The following is a 13,130-nucleotide window of genomic DNA, read 5'->3' on the forward strand; positions in this document are numbered from 1 at the left end:
TTTGTTTAAAGACCCGAGGTAAAGAGAATGGGTGGTATCAGTGTTTGGCAACTTCTAATCATTGCTGTAATTGTTGTATTGCTATTCGGAACAAAGAAACTACGCGGTATCGGTGGCGATCTGGGTGGTGCCGTTAAGGGCTTCAAAAAAGCGATGAGCGAAGATGAACCTGCGAAAAATGACAAAGACGCAGACTTCGAACCAAAAAGTCTAGAAGAGCAGCAGAAAAAAGAAGCTGCTCCTGAAACGAAAAAAGACAAAGAGCAGGCGTAAAACGTGTTTGATATCGGTTTTTGGGAACTGGTATTAATATCTGTTGTTGGTCTGGTCGTTCTTGGGCCGGAGCGTTTGCCTCATGCTATTCGCAGCGTGTCTCGCTTTATCGGTGCCGCTAAGAGTATGGCAAATAGCGTCAAAGACGAATTGTCACACGAGCTGAAAGTCCAAGAGCTGCAAGAAAACTTGCGCAAAGCAGAACAAATGGGGATGGATGATTTGTCCCCTGAGTTGAAATCTTCAGTTGAAGAGTTGAAGAAGGCAGCGCAATCTGTAAATCGTCCTTACGCAAAGAACACCGATTCAGAGACTGAGCCTGTAAAAACAGAGCCAGCAGTCGAAGAGGCCGTGAAAGCGCAAGAGAGCAAGGTTACAGCGGCAGATAAGAAAGCCGAATAGTCTCATTAGGAGGAGCTACTAGTGATTGGTAGCTCCTTTTTGATCTGGTTTTTAATAAGAGGTTTGCCATGTCTACCGTCGAGCAGACACAACCTTTAATTAGTCATTTGTTGGAGCTTCGCAACCGACTACTGCGCTCAATCCTCGCAGTGTTGGTCGTGTTTGTCGGACTAATTTATTTCTCTAACCACATTTACGAGTTTGTTTCCGCACCTTTAGTAGAACGTCTACCTGAAGGCGCGACCATGATTGCTACGGATGTAGCGTCACCTTTTTTTACGCCACTTAAGCTGACGTTAATTGCTTCGGTATTTATTGCGGTGCCGTTTATCTTGTATCAAGTGTGGGCATTTGTAGCGCCAGGTTTGTACAAGCATGAACGTCGATTGATCATGCCATTGCTGTTCTCTAGTTCGCTATTGTTCTACTGTGGAGTGGCATTTGCCTACTTCGTGGTATTTCCATTGGTGTTTGGCTTCTTTACCGCCATCTCTCTTGGTGGAGTAGAGTTTGCAACTGATATCTCGAGTTATCTCGACTTTGTGCTGGCGCTATTTATGGCGTTTGGTATCGCATTCGAGGTGCCTGTTGCGATTATTTTGTTGTGTTGGACTGGGGCCACTACACCAGAAGATTTAAGACAGAAACGTCCTTATATTATAGTGGCTGCGTTTGTCGTAGGTATGGTGTTAACGCCACCAGACATGATCTCGCAAACCTTACTCGCTATTCCGATGTGTTTACTGTTTGAAGTCGGTTTGTTCTTCGCGCGTTTTTATACTCGTCGAAGCGAAGAAGTAGAAGCGGAAACCGAAGAATAAGGCTAATCTAGATGTGAAAAGCGGCTCAATTGAGCCGCTTTTTTTTTTGCGGTTGGTTTTTTCTTGGGCTAATTACTTAACTTTCATGACGTAACCACATTTTGTGCATACGTATACTTCCTTGATGCCCAGCAGCTTTTGAAAAAAACTGCGCGGTACGCGTTGTAAGTAAGCACCATGTGTGCACACTTCAACTTCCATATTCATGCTGTTTTACATTTGTGCTAATTAATGGGCGTAAATCAGTATAGAAAAATAATGTGTCGAGTTGTCGACAGTTTTGCAAAGCGGACGAAGTAAAGTGACGATATGAGAAGTAAGTAGAGTTGCTAGTTAATTATTATGTTTATCAATAATTTTGTATGGATTGTTCTACTATTTCAACGGGTTGAATCGTTCATTCAATAGTTTAGGTGATAAAAAAGCGACGTTGATTTCGTCGCTTTTTTCAATTCTCGTGAATTAAATATTAAACAGCTTTTTGGCATTCTCAGTCGTTATGGCATCGATGGTTGCGATGTCGACATCACGCAAGTCGGCAACACGTTGTGCAACGAGAGAAGTGTAGGCTGGTTCATTACGTTTACCACGGTGTGGCACAGGCGCTAAATATGGACAGTCGGTTTCTAAAATGACCCACTGCATATCCAAATGTGGAATGACTTTATCCATCCCGCCATTCTTAAAGGTCGATACGCCACCTAAGCCTAAGTGGAAGCCTAGCTCATTGATTGCTTGTGCTTCTTCTAAGCTGCCTCCAAAACAGTGGAATACACCACGCAGACGACCATCTTGCTCTTGTCGTAGCAAAGTGAGTGTTTCTTCAATCGAATCACGAGTGTGGATAACGACCGGTAAATCCATCTCTTTTGCCCAGTTAAGTTGAGCTACGAACGCTATTTCTTGCTCAGCACGATAGGTTTTATCCCAATATAGGTCGATACCGATTTCGCCCACCGCAATAAACTTGTGTTTCTCAAACCAGCCGCGGATGATCTCCAACGTTTGCTCAACGTTGTTATCCACATAGCAAGGGTGCAGCCCCATCATTGAGTGGCACACGTCTGGATACGCCGCTTCGGTTTTTAGCATGGGCTCAATTGAGTCCAGATCGATGTTTGGCAACAGGATTTTATTAATGCCTTGCGTTAAGGCGCGTTGTACTACTTCATCGCGGTCGTTATCAAATTCGCTGGCATAGATGTGCGCGTGGGTATCGATCATCGTTACTCTCTGTGCTTCATGGTTGGTTTCGTATTCGAAGTATACTTGAGTGTGAGTGCTGGGTCATTTTCAGTTTTTTTCATTACCTTTTTCCAGATTGTCACTCGCAACATGCATCAAGAGTGATATGATTTTGTTCACCAGATGATTTGATCATCATAACCGTCCAGACAAGGAGAAAATGGTGTCTGTATCAATTCAAGGTCCATTCCCTGCACGCCGTATGCGTCGTTTACGTAAGCACGATTTTAGTCGTCGTTTGATGGCTGAGAACCAACTTTCTGTTAATGATCTGATTTACCCAATGTTCATTCTTATGGGTAAAGATCGTCGTGAGAGCGTGGAGTCCATGCCGGGTGTAGAGCGTTTGTCGATTGATTTAATGCTAGAAGAAGCACAATACCTTGCAAATCTAGGCGTTCCAGCAATCGCGCTTTTCCCTGTCGTAAACCAAGACGCTAAAAGCTTATGTGCTACTGAAGCCTACAACCCAGAAGGTTTGGTTCAGCGAGCAGTACGAGCGCTTAAAGAACACATTCCTCAAATTGGTGTAATCACAGACGTGGCACTCGACCCATTCACGACACATGGCCAAGACGGCATCATCGATGAAGATGGCTACGTAATGAATGATGAAACCACAGAAGTATTGGTTAAGCAGGCTTTGTCTCATGCAGAAGCGGGTGCTGACGTAGTCGCGCCTTCAGACATGATGGATGGCCGAATTGGTAAGATCCGCGAAGCATTAGAAAACGCGGGCTACATTCATACTCAAATCATGGCTTACTCGGCTAAGTACGCATCGAACTACTACGGACCATTCCGTGATGCGGTTGGCTCTTCTTCAAATCTAAAAGGCGGCAACAAGAAAAACTACCAAATGGACCCAGCAAACATTGATGAAGCGATTCACGAAGTGGCGCTAGACATCAATGAAGGTGCGGACATGGTGATGGTTAAACCTGGTATGCCATACTTAGATGTAGTTCGCCGAGTAAAAACTGAACTTCAAGTACCGACATTTGCTTATCAAGTCTCTGGCGAGTACGCGATGCATAAAGCGGCGATCATGAATGGCTGGCTCAAAGAGCGTGAAATTGTGATGGAATCACTATTGTGCTTCAAACGTGCAGGTGCAGATGGCATCTTAACGTACTTTGCGAAAGACGTTGCTGAGTGGTTGGCAGAAGAGAATGCACAAACTGCTCAACACCTAAATCGTACTCCGGAAGCGACAGAAGAGTAATTATCGCTCAGTGAGAAATACCAGACCAACAAGAGTTGTTCGTCTGTATATACCCAAGTAACCTCAGGCGGATTACAACAGTAACAATCCAAGGTGCTTGGGTATTTTTATTTTGGAGAAGAGAACAATGACAATGCTGATTCGTGAAGGCACATTGGAAGAAGCACTTCAAGTTGTGGCGCGTGTTACCGAGTTTTCGAAAGGAGAAACGGTAGACTCCATGACTCAACGTTTAGAAGAGAAAAACAGTTTAATCCTCGTTGCAGAAAAAAATGGCACGATTGTCGGCTTCAAAATAGGTTACGAATTAGAGGATAGTGTTTTCTATAGCTGGTTAGGTGGTGTTGTCCCTGAAGCTCGAAATGAAGGCGTGGCACAACTGCTTTTGGAAGCTCAAGAGGATTGGGTGGCAGAACAAGGCTACAACACATTAAAAGTGAAATCTCGAAACCAGTTTCCGGCTATGCTTCGCTTGTTATTGAGAAATGGCTATATCATTGAAAAGTTTGAAGAAAAAGTAAATCTTCGAGAATCTAGAGTGCATTTCATTAAAGCAATGTGAAAATAAATGAGATTTTTTCTCATTTAACTGTTGACTACGAAATGAGAATCATTATTATTAATCCTGTCTTAGGGAATGAGGAAAGTTCACAAGGACGTTGAGTGACTTATTAACAGAAGTTAATTAACTGAAAGTTGAGAAGTGATGAAACATTTTTCCGAGAACTTGCACGAATTCTTTTTGACACGACATTGCTCACATTGCTTCCAGTGTAATTTATAGCTTCTTGGTTAAGCTGCTCTATTTACAGAATTTGCTTTACCACTTCTGCTAGGCGACCCCATTCGGGTCGCTTTTTTCTTTTCTACGATTTCTATTTGACGTCACTATTAATATCTTTTCCACATGCGATGATCATTTTAGGATCGTTGATCTTCTCGCCGTCATGCGAATTTATTATTATAAATCAATAGGTTGAGTTGGTGTTTTCTTGTGTTTTTTGTTATTGGATAACCAGTGGATAATTTCTATAAACAGAGTTATCCACAGGGGTGGTGTTTTCTTGAATAAAGTCGGAAAAATTTACGCGACCTAGATCGAGCGAACAAGATAGATTCAGATCAGCAGTCATGGCATCCTAGGCAGATCTCTCAAGTACTGAATTGGATACAGACAATTATGGCAAGTATTCCTGAAAATCCGTTGATCCTTATCGACGGCTCTTCTTACCTATATCGCGCTTTTCACGCCTACCCGGGCACCATGAGCAATGGTGAAATTCCAACTAATGCCGTTTACGGCGTCGTGAACATGTTACGCAGCATGATGCGTCAGTTTGCGTCTGAGCGCATCGCGGTGGTTTTCGATGCAAAGGGAAAAACCTTTCGTGATGATATGTATGCAGAATACAAAGCGAATCGTCCGCCAATGCCGGATGACCTGCGTTGTCAAATTGAACCATTACACAATGTTATTCGTGCAATGGGTTTGCCGCTGATCTGTGTTCCTGGCGTCGAGGCGGATGACGTCATCGGTACGTTAGCATACCAAGCATCACAAAAGGGCATGCCTGTATTGATCAGTACTGGTGATAAAGACATGGCGCAGCTAGTGGATGATAACATTACCTTGATCAACACCATGACGAACGTCGTAATGGATCGTGAAGGTGTGGTTGAAAAGTTTGGCATTCCACCTGAGTTGATCATCGACTACTTAGCACTGATGGGCGATAAAGTAGATAACATTCCTGGTGTACCGGGTGTCGGTGATAAAACAGCGACCGCACTACTGCAAGGTATTGGTGGTCTGACGAAGTTGTATGAAAACCTCGATGATATTGCAGGGCTTGGTTTCCGTGGTTCTAAAACCATGGCGAAAAAGCTCATCGACAACAAAGAAAATGCCATGCTTTCGTATGAGCTCGCGACCATCAAATTGGATGTTGAGCTTGAGGAAACGCCAGAATCATTGATGAAAGCGGAACCAAATAAAGACGAATTAGTGAAGCTGTATGGCCAACTGACGTTTAAATCTTGGTTGAATGAACTACTTGAAGGCGGTTCTGGATCTGTGGAGGCCGTAGAGCTTGCAGGATCTTCACAAGCTTCTTCTTCTCAAGCCGAGATGGAAACTTCTGCGGTAACAATCGATCGCAGCCAATATGAAACAATTCTGGATAAAGAAACCTTCAATGCTTGGCTAGATAAACTTCAAACGGCTGAGCTGTTTGCATTTGATACGGAGACCGATAACCTAGATTACATGCTAGCGAATCTAGTTGGTTTGTCATTCGCTGTCGATGAAGGTATTGCGGCTTATGTGCCAGTTGCACATGACTATTTAGATGCGCCTGAACAGCTTGATCGTGATTGGGTACTAGAACAGCTGAAGCCAATTCTTGAAGATGCAGCGAAAGCAAAAGTCGGTCAAAACTTAAAGTATGATGCGTCTGTACTCGCTCGTTACGACATTGAGCTAAAAGGTATCAAGCACGACACGATGTTGGAATCGTATATCTACAACAGTGTCGGCGGTAAACACGATATGGACAGCTTGGCGCTTCGCTTCCTACAGCACAGCTGCATTTCTTTTGAGCAAATTGCAGGTAAAGGCAAAAATCAGCTTACGTTTAACCAAATCGAACTGGAACAAGCATCGCCATACGCGGCAGAAGATGCGGATGTGACCCTTCGTCTGCACAATCGCTTGTTTGCTAATATCGAGCAGGATGAAAGCCTGAAGACAGTTTACGAAGAGATTGAAATGCCGTTGGTGCCAGTTCTTTCGCGCATTGAACGCACTGGGGTCTTTATCGATGAAATGAAGCTGAGTGCGCAGTCGGTCGAGATTACCGCTCGCCTTGATGAGCTTGAAAAGAAAGCGTACGAAATTGCAGAGCAAGAGTTTAACATGAACTCGCCAAAGCAATTACAAGCCATCCTATTTGAAAAAATGGGTTTACCGGTTGTGAAGAAAACGCCATCAGGCACACCATCGACGAATGAAGAAGTTCTGCAAGAACTCGCGCTAGACTACCCACTACCAAAACTGATTTTGGAATACCGTGGTCTGGCGAAGCTAAAATCAACTTACACGGACAAACTGCCGAAGATGATCAACCCATCAACGGGTCGTGTGCATACTTCTTACCACCAAGCAGTGACCGCAACGGGTCGTCTATCTTCTACTGATCCGAACTTACAGAATATTCCAATTCGTAACGAAGCCGGCCGTCGTATTCGTCAAGCGTTTGTCGCGCCATCTGGGCATAAAATCTTAGCGGTCGACTACTCGCAAATCGAACTACGCATCATGGCGCACCTTTCTGGCGACCAAGCGTTGTTGGATGCATTCCGTGATGGCAAAGATATCCACGCGGCAACCGCAGCAGAAATCATGGGTGTTTCTATTGAAGACGTTTCAAGTGAGCAACGTCGTCGTGCGAAAGCGGTTAATTTCGGTCTTATTTACGGCATGAGTGCGTTTGGTTTGGCGAAGCAATTAGGCATTCCTCGTGGTGAGGCTCAAGCGTACATGGATACATACTTTGAACGTTACCCAGGCGTGATGCAGTACATGGAAGACACACGCAGCACGGCAGCAGATAAAGGGTATGTTGAAACGATTTTTGGTCGACGTTTGCATTTACCAGAAATCAAATCGCGCAACGGGATGCGTCGTAAAGCTGCTGAACGTGCGGCAATCAACGCACCAATGCAAGGTACGGCTGCGGACATCATTAAGAAAGCGATGCTGTTGGTTGATCAGTGGATTCAGGAAGAAGGCAATGGTCGTGTGAAGTTATTAATGCAAGTACACGATGAATTGGTCTTTGAAGTTGAAGAGTCATCATTGTCCGAAATTGAAAGTAAAGTACAGAAATTGATGGAATCTGCAGCAGAGCTAAAAGTACCGTTGGTTGCAGAAGCAGGTCACGGTGATAACTGGGATCAAGCTCATTAGTCACTTTTAGACCAAAATAACCAATTAATTATGAGCCAGCGCACAAACGCTGGCTTTTTTTTGAGATTAAAAAAGCTAGCGCAAAGTTAACTTTGATGTTGCTTAATAAAAATTTCATGAAAAAAAACTACAAAAATTCTTTGCAATTCTGACCAATTGTTGTACATTAATACTCGTAGGGTACAGAGGTAAGATGTTCTATCTTTCAGACCTTTTGTTTCACGTTATTGGATTAGGCTGATTCAGCCGCCCCAGTCAGTTTTTGACTGGGGCGTTTTTTATTGGGCGAAAGAAAATTATTCTTTTGGATCAGCAGCTTAAAGTTAGCCTTCAAAAACCTTCTTTTTTGACCTTTCTAAGTCACTGCAAAATCTCGATTTTTCCTTCAAATTTATTGCGTTATTCATCCTGTAAATTTACGTCAGTCACACTATTATTTTTTCTTGAAAGAAACTAAGTTACATCTTTTTGAAGATTTGCTTGGCTTAACTGTCTGAATTGTAACGCTATTGGGTGTTTTTGGAGTGAATGTTTGGTGATACACAGGAAACAAGAGCGCTTTTTAACCTATTGAAATCGAATCTCAGTTCAGCAATGCTTCGTCACATAACAATAATTACCAATTTTTCTCTCCCGTTATCCCTGCCAGGAAGGCGGGGATTTTTATTGCCTGTTATTTAGTTCAGATAAACAAAAGCCCCACCAAATGGCAGGGCCGTGTCGAAGAAATTTAACAAATATTGTTAATTATTCTTCATCGCTCGCAGGTATCTCTTGTTCGTCTTCTTCTATCAGGTGTGCTAGTGCTGGTGCAAACCAGGTATCCAGTTTTGCACGTAGCTGATCGACACCTAATCCTTTCAGTGAAGAGAACACATCAACAGAAACGTCACCACCGAAAGTTTCTACTTGCTTACGAACTTTCAGTAGAGTTTGTTTGCGTGCACCACTTTTTAGTTTATCTGCTTTGGTTAGCAAAACTTGCACAGGAATGTGGCTATCGATGGCCCAGAAAATCATTTGTTGGTCGAGATCTTTCATTGGATGACGAATGTCCATTAGAACCACTAAGCCTTTTAGGCACTCGCGTTTCTGTAGGTATTCACCCAAAGATTTCTGCCATTTGTTTTTCATCTCTACCGGTACTTGAGCAAAACCGTATCCAGGTAGATCGACAATGTGACAACCTTCTTCTACTTTGAAAAGGTTGATTAATTGCGTACGACCAGGTGTCTTTGATGTCTTGGCTAAGCTTTTTTGATTAGTTAGACGGTTAAGTGCACTCGATTTACCAGCGTTTGAGCGTCCTGCAAACGCAATTTCGACACCTTCGTCTTCCGGCAGGTGACGAATATCGGGTGCGCTGGTGATGAAATGCGTATTTTGGTAATGAATTTTTACGCTCACTGTTAACTCCATCTCGACTTTGTGTAGTCGATTGATTACTTTTTTGTGAAAATGTGTAAAATAACCGTGCTCGGCATAAGGTCGCCTATTGTACCATGAGTGTACGCGGTATGTTCACATTCCGTGGTACTGGAAGCTTGATAATTATAATGGAATGTCATGAATAAATTAGCGCTAATTTTGAGTCTTTTAGCCAGTTGCTCAGTATGGGCCCAAGGTAATATTGAGGCTGGTAAAGCAAAATCACAAACCTGTGTCGCCTGTCACGGAGCAGATGGCAACAGTGCAATAACAACGTACCCGAAACTCGCAGGCCAACACGCTAAGTATCTTGAGAAGCAGTTAAAAGAACTTAAGCTAGGCATGACAAGTGGTGGTAAACAAGGTCGTTACGATCCTGTAATGAGTGGTATGGCAATGCCACTGAGCGATGAAGATATCGCAGACCTATCTGCTTACTACGCTTCGCTACCAGTTTCAGAAAACTCAACACCTGAAGATGTAGTAGCAAAAGGCAAAACGCTTTATACCGCTGGTGATGCCGAGCGTGGCCTAACCGCATGTATTGCATGTCATGGTCCTCGTGGCAATGGTACTGAGCTTTCAGGTTTCCCGAAAATTTCTGGTCAGCATGCTGACTACATCAAAGCTCAGCTAGAAAAATTCCGTGATGGCGACCGTGGTAATGATATGAATGCCATGATGCGCGACATCGCGAAGAAAATGACAGACGAAGATATCGAAGTGCTGTCTAAATACGTTGGCGGTCTGCACTAATATACCTAAATCGCTCAAGATCCTGCATCTTGAGCTGGTTGGGTAGATGTCCCTACATCGTTCGAGCAACTTGTACAAAAATGCCCTAGTGAATCCACTAGGGCATTTTTGTTCGTGACAGATATCACAGTCGAGTTTGGATGCGAAAGCGATAGTTGGCTCGGCAGTTTGTGAGACATTTGCCATACTTGATGTTGGCTTTTTCTTGTTAGTGTTTTTAAGTTTTTGATTAAATGATAATTTTGATTTTTTAGAAAAATAGGCGGATTTTTTTTCAACCCATTACTTGTGAGCATAACGGGATGGCGTAAAGTAGAAGTCGTTCACAGGGGGTGAATGTAAGGATTTAAGACTACGGTTTAGGTCTCCAAGGATGTAGCTCGGATGCTTGGTGATTTAGAAAGGGATTTAGATAGGTAGGGAGCCTATCAGATAAGGATGGTCATCTCGTCTGACGGTTAAGACAGTGAAACGGATCAGGCACAGGAAGTTGCTCAGTAGACAGGAAGTAAACGGATAGCCAAAACTCATCAGGAAGATGAAAAACAACTCTTTTTGGCAGGGAAAGCTCTAAAAACAAAGGGATCATTGGTGCACCAAATGTGTGCAACACAGTTTCGCCAATTGATGGCACTTAGAAAGCGACAGTCTGACTGTCGCTTTTTTTATATCCGTTGACTTGCTCAGTCGTAACTTAAATTGAGATTACAGCACTTACTTTAGCTTTATAGGTTGTAAACAAAGTTTTTTAATAAAAATTGCTGAAAAAATACTCAACAACACTCCAATCCGAGTTCACTTTCTGGTATGTTTCGCATCCCTGTTTGAGGAAGTCAGCATGCATACCTGTCCTTTATGCCAAAATCAGCGCACTCACCATTATTTTGAAGATAAGCGTCGTGAATATCTTCAATGTGAGCAGTGCAGCTTGGTATTCGTAAATCCAGACCAACGTTTGGATGCGGAAAGCGAAAAAGCTCACTATGATTTGCATGAGAACAACCCCGATGATTTGGGTTACCGACGCTTTTTGTCGCGTATTGCTGACCCGATCACAGAGCGAATTTCTCCACAATCAAATGGTATCGACTTTGGTTGTGGTCCTGGCCCAACGCTCTCCTTGATGCTGGAAGAGGCGGGGCACAACATGGCGTTGTACGATCTCTATTACTACCCTGATACGTCGGTTTTAGAAAAAACGTACGACTTCATGACAGCAACAGAGGTGATAGAGCACCTCTACCACCCAGATTTGGTGTGGAAGCAATGGTTGAATTTAGTTAAGCCAGGGGGCTGGATAGGCCTGATGACGAAAATGGTCATCGACGTGGAGGCTTTCAAATCATGGCATTATAAGAACGATCTCACTCACGTAGTGTTCTTTAGTCGTGACACGTTCCAGTTCCTAGCAGAGCGGGATAAGCTCGAACTCGAATTTATTGGTAATGATGTAATTTTACTGAGGAAACCCCAGTAATGAGCCGTAGTAAAAAATCTAGAAAGCCGGGTGCCGCTGGTGCGCCTGAGTTTGTTGTAACTCGTAACCGTACAGAATCTGATGTGGAAGGCCGCTTACGCAAGCGTGCTAAAAAGCGTAAAGGTCTGAAAACGGGTAACCGTAACTCAGAAGTTAACGAGCAGAAAAAGCAAGCTGCTGCACAAAATCGCGACCCGCGCTTAGGCAGCAAAAAGAAAATACCTCTGATTGTTGAACCTGCGAAGAAAATGACGAAGCAAGAGCGTCGTTTGTCGGCAGAGCAAGAACTAGAGATGCTAGAAAATGACGCGCAATTGAACGTGTTGCTAGACCGTATTGAAGCGGGTGAAAACCTGGGCACAGGTCTACAGAAATTCGTCGATGAGAAACTCGATCGCATTGAGAAACTAATGGACCAACTAGGTTTGTTGGAACCTGAAGAAGAGGAAGACTTCACTGCACCTGCTGAGAAAAGCACGCGCAACGATGATGACTTGCTGGCAGATTTCGACGACATTAATTTCGACGACTATAAAGGATAATTAAGCTATGAATGTAACCTTATTAGCTATTGCTGGTGTTGTGATTATCATCGCACTCGCTTCTTATGCAGGTTACCTTCTGCTTCAATTGAAAAAGCAAAAGGAATTGCAGCTGAAGCATCAAAAATTGGCGATAGACAAACGTAACGCCAACATTTTTGAGAATGTGCATACCTTGTGTCAGGCGGGCATTCAAGGCCAGTGCGATTTATCTGAAATCAGTATCCGTGTGTATAACATCATGGATTATGTACAAGGTGAAGACCGCGTTGATTTCGATAAAACGTACCCTGCGATTTCTGAGCTTTACCACATCGTGAAAGATATGGCGCGTGGCGAAGAACGCCAACAACTTGCCAAGAAAGAGCGTATGCAACAGAACTTGACGCGTCATAAAGCGGAAAGCCGCCTCACTGATGCGATTATTGAGGAGCTCAAAGTGTTGCAGAAAAACGTCCAGCCACTGAATAATCAAATCAATATTCAGATGATTTAAGCGCGACCCCCAATAGTCTCCTTATGGCTAATGGGGGTATCGTGATCACGCTAGCACTTCTTTAGTTTTATACTTAAAAAGCCAGTCGGCGTTGCCACGCTTGTCATCGTCGTATGGCAAAATAGCGGCTCTGAATATCGGGTGACGGCTTTCGTTGCCCTAGCATTTAACGGAAAGTACCACCATGTCGAATCAACACACTGAATCGAAACAGCAAATCGTCTGGGATCAAGCGGTATTGGATAAGTACAACTATTCCGGGCCTCGTTATACGTCGTACCCAACGGCGCTGGAGTTTCATGAAGCGTTCACCATTTCTGATTATGATATGGCATGCACTCAATACCCAGAACGCCCATTATCGCTGTACGTACACATTCCGTTCTGTCACAAGCTTTGTTACTACTGTGGATGTAATAAAGTCATTACACGCCACTCGCACAAAGCGGATGAATACCTCGACGTGCTTGAACACGAAATTCGTCAACGTGCTGCATT

General features: G+C 43.6%; 12 protein-coding genes and 1 pseudogene. 11 read left to right on the forward strand and 2 right to left on the reverse strand.

Going from position 1 to position 13,130, the window contains the following annotated elements:
• Window positions 1–27: 27 nt before the first annotated feature.
• The 3 genes from tatA to tatC all read left to right on the forward strand — a co-directional run bounded on the left by tatA (window position 28) and on the right by tatC (window position 1,496).
• On the forward strand, window positions 28–273 hold the full coding sequence (gene tatA, locus R7041_RS20400) for a Sec-independent protein translocase subunit TatA (protein ID WP_005382958.1): 246 nt from the start codon (window positions 28–30) through the stop codon (window positions 271–273).
• Window positions 274–276: 3 nt separating this feature from the next.
• Window positions 277–675 carry a Sec-independent protein translocase protein TatB gene (gene tatB, locus R7041_RS20405; protein ID WP_005379230.1) on the forward strand — a complete coding sequence of 133 codons (399 nt, stop codon included), beginning with the start codon at window positions 277–279 and terminating at the stop codon, window positions 673–675.
• 68 nt (window positions 676–743) lie between these two features.
• The gene (gene tatC / locus R7041_RS20410; RefSeq protein WP_005379234.1) at window positions 744–1,496 is read left to right on the forward strand and encodes a twin-arginine translocase subunit TatC; all 753 of its coding nucleotides are present in this window, start codon (window positions 744–746) and stop codon (window positions 1,494–1,496) included.
• A 462-nt stretch (window positions 1,497–1,958) separates the two neighbouring features.
• Here tatC and R7041_RS20415 read toward each other — a convergent pair whose 3' ends face one another.
• Window positions 1,959–2,720 carry a TatD family hydrolase gene (locus R7041_RS20415; protein WP_206949368.1) on the reverse strand — a complete coding sequence of 254 codons (762 nt, stop codon included), beginning with the start codon at window positions 2,718–2,720 and terminating at the stop codon, window positions 1,959–1,961.
• A 184-nt stretch (window positions 2,721–2,904) separates the two neighbouring features.
• Here R7041_RS20415 and hemB point away from each other — a divergent pair, with 184 nt between their 5' ends.
• From hemB to polA, 3 genes are all read left to right on the forward strand, one after another.
• A complete protein-coding gene (gene hemB, locus R7041_RS20420) occupies window positions 2,905–3,966 on the forward strand; it encodes a porphobilinogen synthase (RefSeq protein WP_031777176.1) in 1,062 nt (353 codons plus the stop codon).
• Between the two features lie 127 nt (window positions 3,967–4,093).
• The gene (locus R7041_RS20425) at window positions 4,094–4,528 is read left to right on the forward strand and encodes a GNAT family N-acetyltransferase (RefSeq protein ID WP_206949367.1); all 435 of its coding nucleotides are present in this window, start codon (window positions 4,094–4,096) and stop codon (window positions 4,526–4,528) included.
• A 618-nt stretch (window positions 4,529–5,146) separates the two neighbouring features.
• A complete protein-coding gene (polA, locus tag R7041_RS20430) occupies window positions 5,147–7,933 on the forward strand; it encodes a DNA polymerase I (protein ID WP_206949366.1) in 2,787 nt (928 codons plus the stop codon).
• Window positions 7,934–8,680: 747 nt separating this feature from the next.
• Here polA and yihA read toward each other — a convergent pair.
• Window positions 8,681–9,340 (reverse strand): ribosome biogenesis GTP-binding protein YihA/YsxC, encoded by a 660-nt coding sequence (gene yihA, locus R7041_RS20435; protein WP_017635019.1) that lies wholly within the window; start codon window positions 9,338–9,340, stop codon window positions 8,681–8,683.
• A gap of 159 nt (window positions 9,341–9,499) precedes the next feature.
• On the opposite strand from yihA, the gene R7041_RS20440 reads away from it, so the two are divergent.
• The 5 genes and pseudogenes from R7041_RS20440 to R7041_RS20460 all read left to right on the forward strand — a co-directional run.
• Complete coding sequence (locus R7041_RS20440; RefSeq protein ID WP_017821950.1) at window positions 9,500–10,117, forward strand: c-type cytochrome; 618 nt, start codon at window positions 9,500–9,502, stop codon at window positions 10,115–10,117.
• An 838-nt stretch (window positions 10,118–10,955) separates the two neighbouring features.
• On the forward strand, window positions 10,956–11,594 hold the full coding sequence (locus R7041_RS20445) for a class I SAM-dependent methyltransferase (protein ID WP_206949365.1): 639 nt from the start codon (window positions 10,956–10,958) through the stop codon (window positions 11,592–11,594).
• Window positions 11,594–12,136, forward strand: coding sequence for a Der GTPase-activating protein YihI (gene yihI, locus R7041_RS20450; protein ID WP_005379252.1), 543 nt, complete (start codon window positions 11,594–11,596; stop codon window positions 12,134–12,136). Before R7041_RS20445 ends, yihI begins: the two co-directional genes overlap by 1 nt.
• 7 nt (window positions 12,137–12,143) lie before the next feature.
• Window positions 12,144–12,632, forward strand: a complete 489-nt coding sequence (locus R7041_RS20455) for a DUF2489 domain-containing protein (RefSeq protein WP_005379254.1) — start codon at window positions 12,144–12,146, stop codon at window positions 12,630–12,632.
• A 184-nt stretch (window positions 12,633–12,816) separates the two neighbouring features.
• Window positions 12,817–13,130 (forward strand): annotated as a pseudogene (locus R7041_RS20460) (oxygen-independent coproporphyrinogen III oxidase); the annotation flags it as partial.

The organism is Vibrio sp. 1751 (assembly GCF_033339895.1).
GTDB classification, from domain to species: domain Bacteria; phylum Pseudomonadota; class Gammaproteobacteria; order Enterobacterales; family Vibrionaceae; genus Vibrio; species Vibrio alginolyticus.

Bases quoted from the DNA above. Each gene is read 5' to 3' on its own strand.
- tatC (WP_005379234.1), top strand. From the start codon at position 744: ATGTCTACCGTCGAGCAGACACAACCTTTAATTAGTCATTTGTTGGAG.
- R7041_RS20415 (WP_206949368.1), bottom strand. From the start codon at position 2,720: ATGATCGATACCCACGCGCACATCTATGCCAGCGAATTTGATAACGAC.
- R7041_RS20440 (WP_017821950.1), top strand. From the start codon at position 9,500: ATGAATAAATTAGCGCTAATTTTGAGTCTTTTAGCCAGTTGCTCAGTA.
- R7041_RS20445 (WP_206949365.1), top strand. From the start codon at position 10,956: ATGCATACCTGTCCTTTATGCCAAAATCAGCGCACTCACCATTATTTT.
- yihI (WP_005379252.1), top strand. From the start codon at position 11,594: ATGAGCCGTAGTAAAAAATCTAGAAAGCCGGGTGCCGCTGGTGCGCCT.
- R7041_RS20455 (WP_005379254.1), top strand. From the start codon at position 12,144: ATGAATGTAACCTTATTAGCTATTGCTGGTGTTGTGATTATCATCGCA.
- polA (WP_206949366.1), top strand. From the start codon at position 5,147: ATGGCAAGTATTCCTGAAAATCCGTTGATCCTTATCGACGGCTCTTCT.
- tatA (WP_005382958.1), top strand. From the start codon at position 28: ATGGGTGGTATCAGTGTTTGGCAACTTCTAATCATTGCTGTAATTGTT.
- R7041_RS20425 (WP_206949367.1), top strand. From the start codon at position 4,094: ATGACAATGCTGATTCGTGAAGGCACATTGGAAGAAGCACTTCAAGTT.